Source organism: Vibrio alginolyticus NBRC 15630 = ATCC 17749 (assembly GCF_000354175.2).
GTDB lineage: Bacteria > Pseudomonadota > Gammaproteobacteria > Enterobacterales > Vibrionaceae > Vibrio > Vibrio alginolyticus.
The window spans coordinates 1,507,189-1,527,955 of sequence record NC_022359.1 but is presented as its reverse complement, the minus strand read 5'-3'; the positions used below and the strand labels follow the sequence as shown (position 1 = coordinate 1,527,955).

At 41.7% G+C, this 20,767-nt stretch carries 13 protein-coding genes; 6 read left to right on the top strand and 7 right to left on the bottom strand.

From position 1 onward, the window contains the following. Positions 1-235: 235 nt before the first annotated feature. Positions 236-862, top strand: coding sequence for a hypothetical protein (locus N646_RS22055; RefSeq protein WP_017821216.1), 627 nt, complete (start codon positions 236-238; stop codon positions 860-862). A gap of 350 nt (positions 863-1,212) precedes the next feature. Here N646_RS22055 and N646_RS22050 read toward each other — a convergent pair whose 3' ends face one another. The 4 genes from N646_RS22050 to N646_RS22035 form a co-directional block, all read right to left on the bottom strand. After that, a complete protein-coding gene (locus N646_RS22050) occupies positions 1,213-2,994 on the bottom strand; it encodes a sodium:solute symporter family transporter (protein WP_017634233.1) in 1,782 nt (593 codons plus the stop codon). A 685-nt stretch (positions 2,995-3,679) separates the two neighbouring features. Next, positions 3,680-4,396, bottom strand: coding sequence for a 3'-5' exonuclease (locus N646_RS22045; RefSeq protein WP_017821217.1), 717 nt, complete (start codon positions 4,394-4,396; stop codon positions 3,680-3,682). Further along, entirely contained in the window at positions 4,396-6,258 is a 1,863-nt protein-coding gene (locus tag N646_RS22040; RefSeq protein WP_017821218.1) for a putative nucleotidyltransferase substrate binding domain-containing protein, read from the bottom strand. The genes N646_RS22045 and N646_RS22040 overlap by 1 nt, the downstream gene beginning before the upstream one ends. A 142-nt stretch (positions 6,259-6,400) precedes the next feature. Continuing rightward, positions 6,401-7,120, bottom strand: coding sequence for a FadR/GntR family transcriptional regulator (locus N646_RS22035; RefSeq protein WP_005388529.1), 720 nt, complete (start codon positions 7,118-7,120; stop codon positions 6,401-6,403). A gap of 560 nt (positions 7,121-7,680) precedes the next feature. Here N646_RS22035 and N646_RS22030 point away from each other — a divergent pair. The 3 genes from N646_RS22030 (at position 7,681) to N646_RS22020 (ending at position 11,117) form a co-directional block, all read left to right on the top strand. Continuing rightward, a complete protein-coding gene (locus N646_RS22030) occupies positions 7,681-8,397 on the top strand; it encodes a FadR/GntR family transcriptional regulator (RefSeq protein ID WP_017634231.1) in 717 nt (238 codons plus the stop codon). A 189-nt stretch (positions 8,398-8,586) separates the two neighbouring features. Then, positions 8,587-9,876: an MATE family efflux transporter gene (locus tag N646_RS22025; RefSeq protein WP_025998585.1), complete on the top strand. Its 1,290-nt coding sequence runs from the start codon at positions 8,587-8,589 to the stop codon at positions 9,874-9,876. 197 nt (positions 9,877-10,073) lie between these two features. After that, a complete protein-coding gene (locus tag N646_RS22020; RefSeq protein ID WP_017821219.1) occupies positions 10,074-11,117 on the top strand; it encodes a polysaccharide lyase family 7 protein in 1,044 nt (347 codons plus the stop codon). Between the two features lie 227 nt (positions 11,118-11,344). Here the strand turns inward: N646_RS22020 and N646_RS22015 are convergent, their stop codons facing one another. Then, positions 11,345-13,090, bottom strand: coding sequence for a LamG domain-containing protein (locus N646_RS22015; protein WP_017821220.1), 1,746 nt, complete (start codon positions 13,088-13,090; stop codon positions 11,345-11,347). Positions 13,091-13,661: 571 nt separating this feature from the next. Here N646_RS22015 and N646_RS22010 point away from each other — a divergent pair. Next, entirely contained in the window at positions 13,662-14,435 is a 774-nt protein-coding gene (locus N646_RS22010) for an oligogalacturonate-specific porin KdgM family protein (protein WP_017634227.1), read from the top strand. Positions 14,436-14,511: 76 nt separating this feature from the next. Next, complete coding sequence (locus N646_RS22005; RefSeq protein WP_017821221.1) at positions 14,512-16,077, top strand: polysaccharide lyase family 7 protein; 1,566 nt, start codon at positions 14,512-14,514, stop codon at positions 16,075-16,077. 450 nt (positions 16,078-16,527) lie between these two features. Here the strand turns inward: N646_RS22005 and N646_RS22000 are convergent, their stop codons facing one another. Both N646_RS22000 and N646_RS21995 read right to left on the bottom strand, forming a co-directional pair. Then, positions 16,528-18,279 carry a polysaccharide lyase family 7 protein gene (locus N646_RS22000; protein ID WP_021707800.1) on the bottom strand — a complete coding sequence of 584 codons (1,752 nt, stop codon included), beginning with the start codon at positions 18,277-18,279 and terminating at the stop codon, positions 16,528-16,530. A gap of 322 nt (positions 18,280-18,601) precedes the next feature. Further along, positions 18,602-20,767, bottom strand: coding sequence for a heparinase II/III domain-containing protein (locus N646_RS21995; protein ID WP_017821223.1), 2,166 nt, complete (start codon positions 20,765-20,767; stop codon positions 18,602-18,604).

The following is a 20,767-nucleotide window of genomic DNA, read 5'->3' as shown; positions in this document are numbered from 1 at the left end:
TGAGGAATCCCTCTCTTACGCTTTGCTGTAGTTATTTTTGTGCTAAACCTAAAAGTAGGCTTTCGAACTTCACGCACAAAGCGTGAAAATGTTGCTGTTTAGCATGCCATTAAATGAATTTTGGTGGTAATAAAATAATAAGTCTTTGATAAATCAAATAGGTATAGCAGGGAAGTGCAGTTTACGACCCCAACGCCATTGGCAGTGGCGCCGATAATTTATGAGGGGGAAGGGTATGTTTTCAATACTCTTGGTTATACTTGCACTCTATATATTTTGGCTGTTGTTTCGCAACGGGCCTGCGTTTGCCGGGCGTACCGCCCCAAAAAAACGTGACTGGGTAGGGCCTACCGCCAACAAAGAAGAATGGCGAGGATTTTGTAGGGATGTATTTCAGCCGTTCAGTTCTCAAACGACTTTCTACGCTATTGCTTATTTTGCCAATTACGTAGCAGCAGCGAACGCAATATCTTGGTCAACGATATACGAAGGCGATTATCCGGTCATCATAAGCCGATTTGGTAGCTACTTCATTTTAAGCACGCATGATGCACTGGTCGTAGCTGGGTTTATTGCGCTTGCTTTCTTTATCATTAATTGGCAACTTGCCATGCGCTGCTCTGGTATTCTTAGCCAGTATCTAGTGCGGATTCTTATTATTAATCAAAAGCGCTTTGTCGCGATTAGCTTGGTGTTTTGCAGCTACTTTTCGTACCTACTGACGCTTGGTATATTCTGGCTGTTCCATGATGGGTATTCAATCTGGCATGGATTAATGCTTAGCCCTGTGTTCCTGCTGTTAGCTTTATTGGTAGCGGTTGTTGTGCCATCTGCAAAAAGAGAAAATAGTGTACCTAAGTAATCCCGAGATGGTTTGTTCAGAGGGAATAGTTTGGCTTGTAGACTAGGTAGTGATGTAAAGGTCTAGCCAGTCTAAATCACGAAGCGGCAACAAAGTATACGAGCCGAGATCTTTACTTCATCAGGTATTTGGATGGCTTTGGGGCGTTTACTTAAGCAAGGTAGGCTGCACTTTTAACTCGATCAGATTATCACGTTCTGGTTTAGCCTTATCGAATGACAAAATAAAGCTGCAATTCGATAACCCTAGACAAGATGATATGTCTTCGTAAAAGGGTGAAGTGTTCGTACTGGGAACTTAGAATTAAAAAACGCGGCCAAAGAATAGCCGCGTTTATTAGAATAAGAGATTTAACTTTCTGTCACAGGTTCAGAGGCTTGTTCAGCGCTTGAATCCACAGCTTTTACGAGTAGTAGACCAACACCTCCGACGATGGCACCACATAGAATAAACACTAAGCGCCCCCATACTGGGTTAGGTAGCAGAGCCATAAACATGACACCTATACCTGCGACCGCGATAAGTTTACCCAGCATTTGACGTTGCTTGTTATCGAGTTTTTTCTGTGCCACTGATTCCGCTACAAGAGGCGTTGATAGGTTTTCAAAGAACTTATCGACATCTGCTTGACGTTTGTCAGTTAGAGGCTTGTAGAATAGAGTCGACAACATGAAGAAGCCACCAGTTAGCGTCATGTGTCCGATTAGACCTATTGCTACTTTCACATCAGACCATTCTCGGCTAGTCAACTCCTCAAGGCCAAACGCCGATGACACCATATCAGCTGTGATAACAAACCCAACAAGGTAGGAAACGATGCCACCCACGACTAGAGTTCCCCAACCTGCCCAGTCTGGAGTTTTCTTGATAAAGAAGCCTAAAAACGCTGGAATTGTCATTGGGAATCCGATGAGCGCACCAACGTACATCATAGTGTCGAATAGACTCAGACCTTTTAGAGAGTTTATAAACTGCGCGATTAGAATAATTGCAACGCCAAATACCGCCGATGTTGCTTTAGAAACTGCGACTAGCTCTTTCTCTGATGCTTGGCCTTTACGAACGATCGGTTCATAAAAGTTCTTTACGAAAATACCTGAATTGCGGTTAAGACCAGAGTCCATAGAGGACATCGTAGCAGCAAACATTGCAGCGACCAGAAGTCCAACCATACCTGCTGGCATGTACTCTTGAACGAAGTATAGGTACGCGAAGTCGCCTGCTTTGTTACCAGCATCTGGATAAGCTGCCGCTAAATCAACCCCTTGGCCTGCAATATACCAAGAAGGCATGAACCAAATGAAAACCCCACCCAGCATCAATACACATGCTAGCAAAGCTGCTTTTTTTGCATTTTTAGAGTCTTTTGCAGCTAGGTAACGGTAAGAGTTCAACATATTGTTTGTAATAGAGAACTGCTTAACGAAGATAAAGAACGCCCAAATACTAAAGATGCTTAAGTAGTTCAGGTTGTTACCTGCAACAAAGCTGCCACTTTCTGCGACTGGGAAGTTAGAGATAATTTCAGTAACGCCACCACCTTGAACAATAGCAACGGCTGCACATGTGATCGTTACCGCCATGATGATGACCATTTGCATGAAATCGGAGGCGATAACCGCCCAAGAGCCGCCAGTTACCGACATCGCAAGTACAACTAAACCGGTAATCCAGATGGTTGCTGTCATATCAAAACCAAAAATACCTGAAGCTATAATAGCAAGAGCGTTAAGCCATACACCTGCAGAGACAACACTGTTTGGCATCGAAGACCATGTAAATACTTGTTCGTTTGTTGTACCAAAACGCATACGAATGGCTTCTATGACAGTTACGACGCGTAACTGACGAAATTTCGGTGCAAAGTAAGCGAAGTTCATGAAGTAACCAAACGCGTTTGCAAGGAAAATAATAGCGACAGCAAAACCATCATTGTAGGCTTTACCAGCGGCGCCAGTAAATGTCCAAGCAGAGAATTGAGTCATAAATGCCGTTGCTCCAACCATCCACCAAAGCATGTTGCCGCCACCTCGGAAGTAGTCGCTTGTAGTACTAGTAAAAGTTCTGAACATCCAACCTATTGCGATTAAGAATAGAAAATAGATGCCCACAATGAGAGTATTGAGTTCCATCTTTAGACCTTTGAAGTAGTTTATTGTCCCAAGTAATAGTAACGTTCGCCCCTCTTATTTGTAGTACAATAACTCAAAACCGTGACCAGTAAGGCGTAATAAACCCTTTAATTAATCATACAAGTGATCGGTGTCAGATATTGCTTTTCTCTGAAGCTGCTAAAAGTGTAGAGTTTAGGTATGGGTTCTATGAATATACTTATAAAGAATCTTAAGTCCTCTAATAAGAATGGACGCGGATTTATGCATATCTGGCAGAGGGATTTAACATCGATTGATGTAGGATTGTTAAAAAAAAGCCCATGCAAGCCTGTACTGCATGGGCCAAACGGTACTAGTACCGCGAGCTGTCGGCTGAAGTTCGCAACAGCGGCTTTACATGATTACTAACCACTGAAGATGACGTTCGAGGGGACATCACCTGAATTCGGTTGTTTATGTAACACTGCTAGATCTTCGACAATCATTGCGCACATGCAATGCTAAGCTCTCTAAAATGTAGTTATGATATGGAGCAACTAATCAGTTTACACTCGCTCTGATGTTGGCAAGTGACAATGGCTATTCGCTGCATTTTGCTAACGTCGCTCCATTAATGATATTGTATTATTAATTAAGGTAAATGCTGATGATACCAAATTGTGACAGAGAACATGTTTAGCAAATAGGCCTGTGATCTGGATGATTACAGGCTAAGCCGATAAAGGGGCCCGACTGTCGCGTTTGTCTGAGGTGCGATACGGGTTTGTTGAACTAATAGTAACTCTGCAGTTGCAATTGCATCTGCAAGTGCATTATGGCCGTTGTAAGCGGGTAACCCGTAACGTTCCCTTGTCGCTGCTAGAGTCACATCTGATTCATCGGAAGCATTGATAGCTCTTTGTAACCTTTTTTCTATTCGCAAGGTGTCTATCCAAATGAGCGGCAACTCTTTTATGTTGAAAACTCGCTGTAAATATTGATTAATAAAGCTAGTTTCGACTATACATCCGTGCGCAACAATAACTTTGTTTTCTGCTGCTTTAAAGAATGTCCGCATTGCTTCATGAATAGAGATTCCATCAGTCAGCATTTGTTGGGTAATATGGTTAACAACTATGGTTTCGGGCTTAATTTTTGAGTCGCTATGTACATAAAGGTGTTGGCTTGTTGCTAAGTCAATATGGCCTTGTCGAATCTCTACCCAGCCCATGGAAAGAATGACTTCTTCCTCACTGTCTAAGCCAGTTGTTTCAAGATCTAGAACGATGAACTCAGTGTCAAAAGCTCGTTGATTTACGTCCAGATTTGGCGAGCGAAGCAGCTTTTTAAGATAAAGAGGGATGTGCTTCTTTTTATAGTGCTTTTGTCTCTGACGATTTTTTCGTGTCAATGGATGAAAGTACTCAAGTAAGCGCTTCATTATCGGCTCCCAAAACGGAGTTTGGCGACTTCTTGTAGATCTGCAATGATGCGGAACGCGTCTTTTAAATGTTGACGTTCAAAACTACCGAACGTATTGGGGTCAATGTGGTTATTTGGCTCATCTCCACTTTTTAGTGCTTCTAATTGATGGGCAAATCGAAACGACAAGATGAATTGATATGCGTTTATTATATTTTTGTACGCGTCATGGCTGAGCAGTCCTTTTTCGTTAGCTGCTTTAAAACGCTCATCAGTTGCAGTGAGGTCACATTCAACTGCCAGACCATAAATCCTTGCAAGATCAATGATTAGATTAATCGCGTGTTTTTTTACGTCGAGCGTTTTCTTGTTCTCTCCCGATTTTTGTAATACTAGGCTATTGAATATTCCTAACGGTGGGTTTGTTTTCACCGCATCGTTAACTAACATCGTAAGGAATTCTCTATTAGCGTTGATGTTAGAGTGAAGCTCATCGCGAAGTATCTGTTCAAAGTCTTTGTTTCCATAAACGGTTCGGATTTCTAAAAAGACACTGATATTGAGGAGGCGCTCGTATTCAGGATTTGCCACCCATTTCTTATAGTACTTTTTCCAAACAGAGAGAGGCTGGCACCATTTAGGGGTCGCTGCCATAAACTTCCCTGGACACAATGGATAGTTACATTTATTCAGGCCATTACTTACTATCATTGCTAAATGTTTGAAGTAGATACGGTCGTTATCTGTTGCCGAATCATCTAATACGATGGCGCTATCTTGATCTGACAGCATATGTACTTCTTGGCGAGCATGAGAGCCTGCCACAATCCAAGAGAAGTCACAGGGAGGTGTTCCCAACTTATCAATGGCTATTTGTATTAACCTACGAGTGTACGCATCCATAATCATGGTCATCACTTTACCAATGATTTCTGGTGAAACCCGTCCTTCGACTAATGCTTCAAAAATAGCTTGGCGCTCAGACGTAAAACTAGACAAAGCTTTGACACTGCCAGCATATTTGATCTTTTCAATTAAAAATATTGCTTGGACTCGATGGTTTTGAACCAAGTGCGTTGTTGTCAAAACGCCAACGACGTTATTGTCTCTGACTAGGGGTAAATTTCTTATGTTGTGCTGCATCATAATGGAGGCTGCGTGCAGAACTAAATCGTCAGGATGAATTGTTTTAGGATCAGGCGACATGACTTCGACGACTGGTGTTGAGATGCTTAATCCTTTGGCGATGACTCGCTTTGTCATATCTCGGTCGGTAATCAGTCCAACTATTTTTTTATCACGATAAACGACAGCGCAGGGAGAGCACTTATCGATCATCTCGTTGGCGACTGACTGAATGGATTGCTCAGCGGTTACAATTGCAACTCGACCACTAGCAACTTCCTCTACACGCCGAATAAACAACCCTTTTTCTTTGTTAGACCACACGACATCTAATGCTGACTTTAGCCGTACCTGAGCTTGTGATGCAAAATGTTCAGCACATTCAGGATGAGAAGTGCACAACTTTTTCAGCGCAGCATTTGGAATTACATAAACTAATGAATTTTCGATTGCAATTGCTTTGTATTCTTTCCCGCTTTCGACTTCGTTACCAAGAAAAGTGAAGCCAAACAAATCTTCCGGACCAAGTTTAGCTCTCAATATGCCATCAGATTTACGCTGTTCGATAGAGCCAGTTCTAATAATATAAAGTGACTTTTCGTTCTTAGAAGAACATTGATCAACAACATCCCCCTTGCTTAAATAAGTGATCTTAACAGATGAAGCAAGCTCGCGAAGTGCACCTTTAGGTACCTTGTCAAACGGATCAATCTGGCTGATAAACTGTATGATATTTGGCAGTAGCGAGTCGGTCATAACACAACATTCTCAAAATACATTTGTATTACTATATATCAAAATATTGATGGTGTGCCATAAAGAATTGGAGGAAACGAAATTAAAAAAGCACGCGAGATGCGTGCTTTTGCCTAGTTATTAGATCGCCCAAGCCCTAAGCTTAACTGGCTTCGGGTAAGCGATGTTTTGACTCCAACAAGTGGTTAGCCGAAGCTTGACGTGCTTTTTCAGCATTGCCTGCCATTATTGCTTCATAAATCTCACGATGTTCTTCGATGCACGTATTGCCTTCCTCAGATGAGTGAGCAATAAAGTTAATGAACATTGTAGTCAGAACATGCCCAAACGGTAAGAAAAAGTCGTTTCCGGTTGAGTTAAAAATAATGCTATGGAAACGAATATCTACATCCATCCAGCGCGCTTTGTCCAGTTCGTCTGCTTTAGCGACTTCCAACATATCTTGGAATGCTTCTGATAGCTGAATTCGCTGTTCCGCAGTGGCATTTTTCGCTGCTAGTGCACAAGCTTCAGGCTCTATCGCGCGTCGTAACCCCAAAAATTGATGACAGAACTGATCTATCTCTGTTAGACCGTCCATCCATTCAATTAATTGTGGGTCTAAAAAGTTCCAGTACGCTCGGTTGATGACTCGAGTACCAACTTTTGGACGTGACTCGAGTAAACCTTTTGATGTTAAAAGTTTTACGGCTTCACGCAAAGCTGTGCGACTGATACCAAACTGTTCACACAGGGACATTTCTCCTGGAAGAATGGACCCTTGAGGGATCTTGCCTGACAAAATGCTACGAGCAATTTCGCGAGCTACTTGTACATGTAAGCTGCGCTTGGAACCGGAGATAGAATGAAATTCACCAGACATAAAATCACTTATCGTTAAAATTGTATTATTTAAGCTTGGACTATATCATCCAAAGTGTAGCTCACCAAGAAGATGTTTACGTAATAACAGCTGTCTTCACAAATCCATTTTGAGTCTCCGACTGCTTTATGAAGCCTTCATGATTATGATACTTAGCGTATAACAGATGAGGCCACCGATTCTTACATCATTCCTTATTTATTTGTTAGCTCAATATGTTAGTTAACTCTAGTCGCGCCTACTTATTGTACTCACTGATTTTCAATACACAGCACACAATTTGAATAGAAGATCAGGTTTCTTGTTAAATAAAGTGATATTGTATTATTATATACTAAAGATCGGTGTGCATGATGTTACTACTCGACCATTCAATATTGAGTTTGGCCAATATACCTCGCGAGTAAAAATCATATTCATAAGATCGTTAGATTTTAGACGCTAAATAACAGTGCTTTACATTTACACAGAAAGTCTCCGCCTTCAAAGCGTGTTTCATTTGGCCTTTTCTAATTATTAGCTAAACAAGTCGTTTAGGCTGCTGGCAATGAGGAATATAGATGGCAGAGTTTTCACTTCTCGGGAATTCAAATCACAAGATACATGTACAAGTAGCAAGACAGATTTCTCGCAAAATATTGTCAGGAGAATTAAGTCAAAATGAGAAGCTCCCGAGTGAAATAGAACTGTGTAAGTTGTTTGGTGTTAGTCGGACAGCACTACGAGAGTCGACGAAGTTGCTGTCTGCTAAAGGCTTAATTATCTCTAAACCAAAAGTTGGAACTACGGTACTACCAAGAAACTATTGGCATTTTCTTGATCCTCAACTCTTAGAGTGGATCCAAGATTTAGAAGATACTAAGCCGTTTCTATCTCAGTTTTTAGGATTGCGTAAAGCCATAGAACCAGAGGCGTGTGCGCTGGCAGCCCAAAATGCCAATGCTGAGCAAAGAAAGCTGTTGTCAATTGTATTTCAAAGAATGACGATGGCAGCACGATGTCACGATTATGACGAGTGGATTGCTAACGATCATTTGTTTCATCAAACGATATTCCTTTGTACCGATAATCAATTCTACGTTCCCTTCAGCAATATACTTTCGACCATATTTAAGGTGTTTATTGACAAGTCAGTTGAAGGAGGGAGGTTCTGCCTTAATGAGCACCGTGCAATTTATGATGCAATTATGGTCGGAAACTCATTTCAAGCTCGTTTAGCCTCTCAAACGCTGTTAAATGATGAGAATCAGAGGCTTTCCGACGCCGTGAATAGTTAAGAGCTTGCGTACACCTTTATTGACTAAAAAGATTTTTCTGTCGTTTCTTTTTGTCATGAACTTTGCCTAATGACCGAGCTCTTTAGTTTAAACGTTTAACCTCATTACAAAGGTTTACTAATGTTTTCCCAACCATATATAAAGAAAAATTTATCTCTTGCTTGGCCGCTCGCTCTTAATGCTTTGTTGATGCAATCAATGCTTATGATTGATACGCTGCTTGTTACGCCATTAGGTGAAGTTTCACTTGCTGCTATGGGGATTGCTACAACAATAGTTTCTTTCGTTTTAGGCATCCAAATGGCTCTAGCAAATGGGTCTCAATTGGTACTTAGCCGTGCCGTAGGCTCTGGTCATTATCTATCGTTAAATAAAGGTTTCTGGGCAGCTTTAGTTATCAACGTTCTAGTCGCATCCTTATTCTGGCTGTTGATTACTGTCTTTGATGAAGCGTTAATCAGTAAGTTGACGGATAACGTTGATCTCTATGCGGAGACAAAATGCTACCTTGCAATTGCTAAGTTCATCGTCATATTCAATGCCATTACTCAGGTTATGATTGCGGTGTTCAATGCGCTTGGACGGACCAAAGTTCCATTTAAAGGCTATTTGATTGAATTGCCAGTCAACGTGGCGATGTCTTATGTTCTGATTCACGGCCTGACTAATTTTGAAGGTATTGGCGTTCAAGGCGCCGCGGCGGGTAGTTTGGTTGCTATTAGTATTCGGCTGTTATATTTAACCATGTGCATTAAGCTTGATGATTCTATCATCTTGTCTATTAAGAAGCTTGATGCGTCATTGAAAAGCAATATACATAAGCATTTTAAAGAGATTTTCCCCGTCGCGGCGAACGTCACAATGTTACAAACTGGCGCAACGATATACATGTTGCTGTACTCGCAACTGACCTTAAATGCTTATGTCGCTATGACTATCGTGATGCCTTGGATCAAAGCGGGTACTCAGTTCATTACTGCTTGGGCGCATTCATCGGCAATCACGATTAGCCAAGCAATTGGATCAAGAAAAATGGATGAGCTGCGTAACAATGTCGATATTAGTATTGATATGGCCGTGATGATCTCGTTCGTTTCAGCATTTTTCTTTTTTGCACTTAGTTTCGTTCTTCCTGATTTGTATCCCGACTTAGACCCGAGTACTTACAAAGCGTTATCCGCGATTGCTCCACTTTACATACTGCTACCGATAGTACGTGGCTATAACACCGTTCATGGTCATATTTTGAGAGCGTTAGGTAAAACAACGGAGGTGTTTAAGATTAACTTTACCGGTCAGTGGGTAATCTCAATACCGTTATGTGCTTTGATGATTTTATACTTGGACCTTTCAGTGTTTTGGGTGTTTGCAATCATGCCGTTTGAAGAAATTGTTAAGGCATGGCCATTTAGGCATTTAGCACGTAAGTCTCTGAAAGATTTCGATATTAATAAGGCAGACAAGCTAATGTACGATTGATCCTATGACTTTCGGATTAGGTCGAAAAGATTCGTAGATGGTATGGACTAAAGAGGAGTATGTATAGCTTATCATTTTGGGGTTTATCGAGTTTATAAATTGTGATCAATAGAGCACATCATAACTTCTTTCCTCGAATCATTCCTTTGCAAACCTTATTATATGTATGACAATATTACATATAATAAGGTTTGAACATGAAACTCAATCTACTCGTAGCCGCAATGGCTGTTACCTTACCAACTCTTGCTATCGCTTCTGATTTAAATAATGGCGTTGATTATCCAGTCCCTGCCGATAAATTTGATATGCGAAACTGGAAGATCACTATTCCTTCCGATATCAATGAAGACGGAAAAGTGGACGAAATCGAGGGTGTGGCGATGCTGAGTTATTCACACAAAGACTTCTTCTTCTTGAACGAAGAAGGCAACTTGGTGTTTGAAGTGCAGAATAAAGCGGTAACGACAAAAAACTCGAAGAATGCTCGCTCTGAACTACGTGAAATGCCTCGTGGCGCTGACTTTTCTATTCAAACCGATGATTTAGCAAACCATTGGGCTTTATCGAGCCACCCTCAGGCTGCTAAACACAGTCGCGTAGGTGGAACGTTGGAAGCGACCTTGAAAGTGAACCATGTTTCTGAACACGCCAAATTTCCAGAAAAAGGGCCTGCTCATTCTGTTGTTGTCGGTCAAATCCACGCGAAAAAAATTGATGCAAGAATAAAAGAGGGTAAAGGTTATGGACATGGAAATGAACCCATTAAAATCTTCTATAAAAAATTCCCAGAACACAAAATGGGCTCTGTATTTTGGAACTACGAGCGTAACCTAGCGAAGGAAGATCCAAATCGTATTGATATTGCATATCCAGTATGGGGAAATACTTGGGATAACCTTGAAGAACCAGGCCAAGCTGGTATCGCTCTTGGTGAAGAGTTCAGCTACAAGATAGAAGTTCAAGGAACTATGATGAACTTGACGTTTGAAACAGAACGCCACGAGACAGTGAATTATTCCATAGATCTCAGTAAGGGGATTGATAGTAAGGACTTTGAGCATGGCTACGCAGAAGACATGTTCTATTTTAAAGCAGGAGCTTATGGTCAATGTAGCGTCAGTGAGTCTCACCCTGTGTGGGGTACAGGATGTGCGGGCACCGGTGATTTTTCAGTCGACAAGAAAAACGGTGACTATAACAGCGTGACATTTTCTAAGCTCAAGCTAAATCAAAATTGAAACTAATAGAAAACTAAGAGCTACTCGATTTCTACTTAAGCCTCATCGATTTGATGAGGCTTTTGTTTTCAGTGGAATTCTTTAAAAGGTAAGAAACAAGATAGAGCAAGCAATCACTGGGACTGGCTTGAATTTAGAGTATTGTGTTGAATTTTGTTCTTCTGAAGAGGTAAAAAATAAAGCCAGGCTCGAAAGCCTGGCCTAGTATCAAGTGCTACAAAATAACACTAGAGTTGCTTTGAATCGATGTTATCGAAATATGCTTTTGTTGAAGCACCACTTGTGTCCCCTACATAAATAGTCAGTTGTGATGGTGTATTCGTTGCGTCTAAGCCTGTTTCGGACTGGCTTGGCGCATCAACCGTTTTTCCATTAATAGAAACGTTAATCTCATCACCATCCCAAGCTAGGGACATTGAGTTCCAAGCGTCAGTCGTAATAGTGCCTATTTCTACGTCATCTGATCCTGCTTCGGCTTCAACTTTACCACTGCCCGAAATTCTCAATTCGTAGTAACGATCTGAGTTGTTTTTACCTGAGCCAACATTAATGTATGTAGTTTTTTCGTTGTCTGACGGAATGTAAACATCGAATGACACGCTACCGTTTGATGTTGCTCCGTTTGAAAACTCGCGCGTAACGTATGGTTTGTTGGTCGTATCTGTGTCGGATATTAGCAGAGAGTTAGCGCCGCTCTTTGATACATCATCACTTACTACAGCCACGGACGTCAAGGTGGAGGAGTCATCAGCAACCGTATTGTATTCTTTCCAACTAGAGTTTGCTGAACTGATATTTGTTCCTACTGGGTATGAGTCAAAGTTTTCACTCACGTCTTCTGACGGTTTATCAGGATTAGAACTTCCGTCTGAAATGACAACCGCTTCGCTTGATGCACTGTTGTAAATTGTCGCGAGGTCTAAGCCTGGAATGTAGTTGTCAAAATCCTCTTCTAGAACCAACACTTCAGAGCCCGAATCACTAGAGTAAATCTTCAAGTTGTCTGCATTTAATTCAAAGTTTGTAGTGTTGCCATTATCACCTAGTCTCAGTGATACATAAGTTACAGCGGTGCCATCAGCGACAGGTAACATTTCACCTATTTGTTTACCGTTAACCGAAAAAGAGAAGAAGTTTTCTACCCAACTGACTTCTATCGCGAGGTTTTCACCTAACTCAAACGTGTCGCCTGTTTCCGTCAAGTTTCCACTTGCATCGCGGTATTTGATTTTGCCGTTTTCAAATGCCACTTCGCCATGCAAGTTGGAATTCGAGGTTTTTGCTGCATAAAATGAGATGTAAGCATTGTCACCAGAACCGTCGGCTTCCTGTTCTGTTTCTTCATGATGCTGGTAAGTTAGATCTACAGTTAGTCGGCCTGTTGAAATTTCTGAAACACTCGTTGAATCAGACAGCTTGATTCGTAACTCACCGGTGTCTTCTTCTGTTCCACCTTTATTGGTATCCAAAATTTGTACGACGTTGTTATCGCCAGCGTCATTATTTGCCGCTGCAACTGCATCTTTCACCGCATCGTTTTCTGATTCATCGTTACCGGTGAAGTTTCCGTCATTTGTTCCTGAGATGGTTAACATGCCGTTTGAAACTTCATAAGTCCCTGTTAACTCGGTAGGGTTACTTAGATCGCTCTCGTCATAAAGGTTGAATGTAAGCGTCTCTGTATCTTTATCTTCGGTATAAGTTGAAGTGTAGATTGTGTAAGTACCGAAGTTATCATCATCGTTATAATACTTTTGCGTACCGTCTTCAAAGACATAGACGTTTGGCAGGTCGTGCTCATCATCGGATTTCGCCACAGTGGCTGGTGTTGAAATATCCCACATACCTTGGCTCAACTCAGACTCAGTTTCTGTTGGTGGGGGAGCCGATGGTGCATCCCTTAAATCAGTGTTACATCCGGTTAACAAACCTGTGGAAATAGCAATTGCTGCTGCAATTTTTGTTACTTGCATGGTAGGTACTCACTTCTATGTGTTTTTATTTATGTAATATTGTTAGACAAATAATTTCTGTCATCTAGATGGTTTTATCAATAGAATGATCCGACTCACACTAGATACAATGATTGCTCACTGAAGTGATGAATAAGTCACACAAAATAGTTGAATATCAACATCAATAAGAGCTGAACCTTTATGAGGTTGACAGCTTTCTTTATAGAGGAACAGCAAAAACTAAAGGTGATTTAGCAAGGGAATTTTGATTTTATGTCAAGATTTTTGGCTTTAAGTTATTGAATTTATTGTTTTTTATGTTTTTTTAATCTTCTTCTTTATCATATGAAACGAGTTAAAACATTTCTCTGTAAGTGATGTATACAAAGGTCGTTTTAGAATCAGACATAGCTAACACTTTTGAATATATAATAATACAAATTGTCAGTTGAGGGGCACTTACATGATTAATATCACAGAACTCTCATGATGAATTAACTAGTATTTGTCATACATTAATTCAATAGTGTTGAATCAAATCCAGGGATTTAAGTGGTATCCCAAAAAATATATACAGAGAGATATAATCATGAAAGCAGTTACAACAATGTCCCTATTCGTTGCTTCCACATTAATGGCGGGAGCGGTTTCCGCAGCAACTTTAGACTATCGCGCAGAATATAAGCATGAGAGTGAAACTTATGCCCAACGTATCAAAATTAGTGGTAGTTCTAAAATTAACGATCAGACCAAACTGAACTTTGGTGTAGAACAAAAATTCCATAGTTACGACAACTCGCATTTTTGGGATCAACTCGTTGCTGGTGATTCTGAGTTTGATTGGGGAGTTCGCTACCAAATAAATAAACAATGGTTTATCCAACCAGGGATGCCTATTACTTTTGGTGATGATGACGAAAAAACCACTTATAAACCACAAGTTCGTGTTGGTTACAAATCCTCTTTTGGCTTAAGTACCGCTTTACGTTACCGACACGAATTTCAAGTTTATTCAGATGGTGCAGGTAACAAAACACTAACGGATGGTACTTCGGTAAGCGTTGCTGGGAAAACAGTTGAACAAGGTAAGTGGACACTGACAGGCTCTTACGATATGCGTCAGTTTGATAACGAGTACCTTGATAACGTCAAGCTGAGCTATGAGATCAACTACAACAAAAACTATGACGAAGTGCGTTTATCTGATTGGAAAGATTCTGAGTGGGATGCTGGCTTAATTGTTGGTTACCAAATGGGAGATTTCCGTCCTTACTTTGAATTGTGGAATGTCAAAGGTAAGGATGGTTCAACCACGGATGACCGCCAATTGAGAACACGCCTTGGCCTTAAATACAGCTTTTAACCCGAGTGTTATTGCCTAATTGTTGTTACAGCAAAAGAGCTGTTAATTCATTTTTATATTGTAGGTGTTAGATTACATGAAGCATATTTTCTTCAAAAGCTTGTTAGCTTCTTCTATTTTACTTGCTGTGGGCTGTAATAGTACGGCGACCATGGTAGATCCATTTCCAAACAACCAAGAAACTGGTGCTGATATTCTGACTCCCGTTACGATAACGGCGAGTAGTCATGATGGTAATGTTCCAGAGCAGTTGTTTGACCAAGATATTATGACACGTTGGTCAGCAAATGGTGATGGTGAGTGGGCGATGTTGGATTACGGCTCGGTTTATGAGTTCGACGCAATTCAAGCCTCGTTCAGCAAAGGTAACGAACGCGTCAGCAAATTTGATGTTCAGTTTAGTACTGATGGTGAAAACTGGGTGACGGTTATTGAGGGTGCGCAAAGCTCTGGTCGCGCACTTGGCTTAGAGCGCTTCCAGTTTGAGCCTGCAGTAAAAGCACGTTATGTTCGTTACGTTGGCCACGGTAATAGCAAAAACCAATGGAACTCAGTTACTGAGTTAGCTGCAGTTAATTGCGGAATTAATGCCTGTCCGGCAAGTCACATCATTACTGATGACGTCGTTAACGCTGAAGCGGCTATGATTGCGCAAATGAAAGCGGAGCAAAAGGCACAAAAGGATTTACTCAAAAAGAATCGTAAAGGAGACTTTGGAGCACCAATCGTCCGTCCTTGTGAAACGACTGTGACGTGTGATCTTTCTAAAGCGATGCCTTACCCTACGTTACCGAAAGAGCCACTCGCTACAAATGCACCGGGTGAAAACTTTGACTTAACACGTTGGAAACTGACGACACCTTTCGACCATGACAAAGATGGTCGTGCTGATGATATTGATGAGTGGGACTTGGCTAACGGCTTCCAACACTCTGATATATTCTACACAGCAGATGATGGCGGAATGGTATTCAAGAGCTATGTGAAAGGCGCTCGAACTTCTGAAAACACTAAATACGCGCGAACTGAGTTACGTACCATGCTTCGTGCTGGTGATAAGTCTTACAGCACAAAAGGTGTAAATCCTAATAACTGGGTATTCAGTTCTGCACCAGTTGAAGATCAAAAAGAAGCGGGTGGTGTAGACGGTACGCTTGAAGCGACTCTGAAGATTGACCACGCAACCACAACTGGTCAGTCGCATGAAGTTGGCCGCTTTATTATCGGCCAGATTCATGACAAAGATGATGAGCCAATTCGTCTTTATTATCGTAAGCTACCAGACCAACCAACAGGTACAGTTTACTTTGCTCACGAAAAAACCAAAACTGGAACAGAGGATTACTACAGCTTAGTGGGTGATATGACTGGTGAAATCGGTGACGATGGCATCGCGCTAGGTGAAAAATTCAGCTACATCATTGATGTGAAAGGCAACACAATGACAGTTACGGTAAAACGTGATGGTAAAGATGATGTTGTTCAAGTCGTAGATATGAGTGACAGTGGCTATGACGAAGGTGGCAGATATATGTACTTTAAAGCCGGTGTCTATAACCAGAATATGTACGGTAATCCAGATGATTACGCACAAGCTACTTTCTATAAATTAAAACAATCTTTTGGTAAGTACCAAGGCTAGTTCTATCACTTTTAGTTGATTGAAGTCCTTTGCCCTCAGCTTTGTAGCTGAGGGCTTTTTTTTCTATAGAAGAATAAAACAGCTCAAATATTATTTTAATTGACATAGATAAATTAATTTAAAAATTTATCACCATAGATAGGTAATAATTATTGATTGCTTTTATCTTCTGACAATGTTTATTTTTAAGTGCGAATGTATATTAGAGTAGTTTAATTGGTTAAATTTAAAATAACTCAGCGTTAGGGTAGATAAATATCTCATGAAACTATAGAAGCTGTTTTTAAGCTGCCTAAGTGGAGGTTGATTTATATAATTATCGTAGAAGGAAACACTATGCGTGAAGCGAGTTGAATTGTGGTGTTCTAAAAATTTCCCGTGGCGGCAGTATGAGCTTTGTTCGTTGCTTTAGAGCAAAGTAGCAAGCCTATTGCTAAGAGATTGAAATGACTATTGATGAAGAGTGCTCAAAGCACTAAAGCTCACATCAAAGATTTCTCCTCGATATGCATTATCAGGTTTAAACTGAGGGTAAATTCCGGCTTTGAAGTAAAACGCAATATCAGGCGACGCCCATCTTTCAGTAAGAGTATAGGACTTGTTGTTAGCGGTGTCTGAGTATGCTTCTCCCCACTTCAGTGTGTGCGAGGCCATATTACTGCCATCTGCATCGTAGGTGGCTAAAAACAGTCCTTCCTTATCGGCACGGATCGTATATTGCCAGTCTTCGTTTACCGCGTAGGTACCAAGCTTAACACTGAATGCGTTGCAATCAGTACAGTCTTTGTTGTTATCAAGTTTGTAGTTATCGTTCAGAATAACTCGGACTGGCTTATTGTCACCTTCCCAAAGTAGCTTCACGAGTGCTTGGCTGATTTTCCAACCATGTATCTGGCCTACCACGACTTTTGGTAATTGACCGTCGATTTTAGGGTATTCGTTGATTCTTAGTGTTGCGTTTAGCGTATGCGAAGTTGCACCGGTACGACTATCTTCAATATACCAACTTGTCTCTTCATCGCTGGTGCTGCAATCCGGGGAGTTAGTACTGATGTAGAGCTCTCGCAACTCTGAACGGATGTAACTGGAGTTGGCCGTTGACGTGCCGTAACCCATATCGGCACGGAAATGCATGCTACCGTCAATAACATTGAAGTATGATAAATCAATCTCGCGTTGGTAAACGCTCTCTTCGTTAGACAGAGGATCTTTACTTGAATTACAACGCTCAGGCTCTAATTCAGCCGCGCTGTCACCGCCAAAACCATACCAATCATTTTTGCTTGCAGGAATGGTTAATTTCCAATCGTCAATATTCCAGGCTATTGAATCAGTATGGTCAGTTTTGGTTAGTCCTAGCTGCTTAAATTGTACCTTTGCTTCACCGTTTTCAAACTGGTTGTAAACTCCGGCTTTAAAGTAGCTCAGGAGGTGCTGCCAGTAGGATACATCTACATTTACCTTTTGCTCATCGTTCTCTTTAATGGTTAATGTGTTTTCTCCGATTTTTACTTCGAATCGCGTGAATGCGTTGAGATCGGCTTTTCCTAAATCATAACGATCATATGATGTTGCATAACAATCTGATGCGCTAGAAGGTAGACTGCAATCTATGGCATTGTTCTTTACTACCGCCCAGTAATGACCAGTGATACTGTTTCGCTCTTGTTCCCAAACGATCCGTAACAAAGGGTGTGGGATAGCACCTATACCAGAAGTATCTGTGCCTTTGTTATGAATTTGCAGGAAAGTGACTTCATCGTGGTTTGCAGGGGAGCTAGCCATTGCAAGGTTAATCTCTGGTAATCGAACATCTGCATACAAAGTTCTAAAGACGCCTTGTTCTGAAATGTTAAAGTTTTCTCGCTCACGAACTTCTGAGCGCATTTTGTAGTTCGACATTTTAAAGACAAGGTAATTGGAATCCTTTTCTGCGTAAAAGTGGTCACTCTTATAATCCGAGAATGCTCCATTTTTGACGTCACTGTTTTTGTTTCCCTCCTCCCCATTGGGATCTGATACTTGTAAATCTGAATTACTCAATATGTTTTGAAATTTTGCTATTGAGTATGGTGCTACATGCTCTTGGTGTGGAATATTTGGTTTATCATCTTGGCTTGTAGGGGAGGTATTTCCTCCACACCCTATTAATCCAAGCCCAGAGAAGCTTATTAGAAGCAATTTAGTTGATTTTATAAACACAGTAGTACGTCTCTTACACCATTTAATATTTGTAATACAATATCATTTTAGTGTTATTGGGGAGTAGTTTAGTCATAAGTTAAATAGTAAAAGTGTTAATTAAATCTCAGAAGAGTTCTATATCTATAAGTGGTGTCTTTGATAAGGCGTAAGGTTAAGTTATGTCTGTTTTTCCTAAGAGTTATTAACGGTTTTACTATGATTAAACGCTAATTGATAAGCTCATGTAGAGTCATGTAAACAATCAAAAAAAGCCGAACATGACGTCCGGCTTTGAATTAGTTCCCGATTTTTACATTAATTTTTAGTGACTAGCTAAAGATTAAATTTGTGCGAATGCGCCTTCCCAAGTGTAAGTCACACCGTCGAACTCAACGCGATGTGCGGCGTTCTGCTTGTCTTCATCTAGATTGCAGATAGCGAAGTGGTAAGCGTTGCCTGTGGTAGTTTGCAGACGAATCACGGTACCCACTTCGTTGTTGCCAACGACGGTTACTGACTCTACTAGACCACGAGCGCCAACCGATGCTTCGATAGACTCGTTGAAGTAACCGTGTGTCTCTAGAACAGAAGCAAACACGTGGTTCTGACCAGATTGACGTAAGATCAGTGCTGGTTCGCTCTTCAAGTTGAAGTCTGGATCATTTGCGCCTGTGCGAGTGAAGAACACTTTGCCGCCGTTTGTTGCGCTTGTGATTAGCGAGTAGTAGCTGTTGTCGTGCAACCAACTAACAAGCGAGCTGCCTTGAACTTGGCCTGAACCTACATTCCATAGATGTTGGTAGCCGTTGTCTTCACCCATTGGGCGCAGCGTGCTTTCTACATCGTATTCAAAATCCGTACGGATGATTTGACCAGAGTAGTGCACTGGCAGGTCGTATTGGTGCTCTTGATCTGCTTCGATGCGGTAAACATCAATCACAAGTGGTTTTTCGAATTCTGGCAATTCAGCAAGAATAATGCTGCGTTGCATGTCTACGCCATTGTAGTAACCAGAGATGCGACCGCTCATGCCTTGCAGTTTTTCGTCATCAGCTTTGAAGAAGTGCTTAGAACCGAACTTGGTTTCTGCTAGCGCTGTGTCGAAGTTGTTTTGTGTCTTTTGGTCAACCGTTACTGTGTTGTGAGCGACCGTCTGCTTACAGTAAGACTTGTTCTCTGGGATGTAACGACCGCCAAATTTAGGCTCAACGTTTACCCAGCGACCAAAGCCGTAATCGTGCAGCACTTCATGACCGCGGTTAAATACGCTCAGGTGCAGACCATCGTAGTGACCGTGGTCTAGCGCTGAGTGGTATTGGTGATCGCTGCCGTGTTGACCAAACCAGATAAGCGCCATGGTGTCGTCGTCTTGTTCATCACGGTGACGAAGAATGCTTACGCCACCTTTTTCGCCTTCAGGGCCGTCAGTAACGAATGGGCTACCCCAGTTGAATGGTTTGATGTTATCTGCGGCTGCAACCGCATCAGACAATGTTTTGCCTGAGATATGAACCCAAACGTCTTGTTGGTGGTCTGCCATGCCAAGTAGCGTTTCAGACTGCTCGTAACGGTGGAAGCATACTGACGTTGCCATGATTACGCCTTCATCGTTAATCGAAATCGTCTTCGATGAATCGTTCAATGCCGGCAAAGTACCATCTGGGAATGCCGTCTTAAATACCGCGTAAGACGTGGTCTTGATGACCGAGTCGTTGAACTCGTAAATACCAAGCTCAGGCTGACGACGTTCAATCGCTTCTGCGAATAGGTAGATTGGACGCAGCGAGAAACGGTGGTAGTAAGGACCTTCCATGTAGTAGCCATCTGGTGAGAACAGTTGGTCTAGCTGAGCTAGGAAGCCGCCGCTCACTTTGTCCAGTTTCAAGCCGTAAAGCGCTTTGTCTACTGCATCTTGATCGTTAATTGCGTAACCACATATACCGACTGCTGCTACAGCCCACAGACCGTGGTTGTGTACGATGTCAAAGTCGTGACCGTAAGTGACTACGAACAGCTCAATCATTTGTTTGAACAGATCGTTTTCAATCAGTGTTTTTTGCTCTTCTTCCAATGTGTGGTAAATGCAGCTGTACGCACAAGAGGCGTATAGCATCCACATGTTCTCGTTCAGAGTTTGGTGGAAGATCTTACCCGGAGGGTTAGAGTCACGGCTGGTGTTGCTTTCTAGCGTCGGGTAAACCTTCGCGTAAGCCGTTAGCATGTCCACGATGTAATCGCGGTATTTCTGTTCGCCAGTGATAAGGAATAGGCGACCCGCTAGATCAATGTGGATGTAGTTTTGCTTGTGGCGGTTGTGCTCGTAACCGCCGCCTTCGCCGTGACCTGGAACTTCAATGCCGACCTCGGCCATGTAAGCGTCAGTTTGTTTGATGTCACGTGCTAGTGCATTTCCTAATAGGCTATCCGTGCCAAGTGCTTTGCTTAGTTCTGCCGCTTCTTCAAAGTTCATTAATAGCGGTTGGTAAGACTGGGTTTGGTAGCTCAT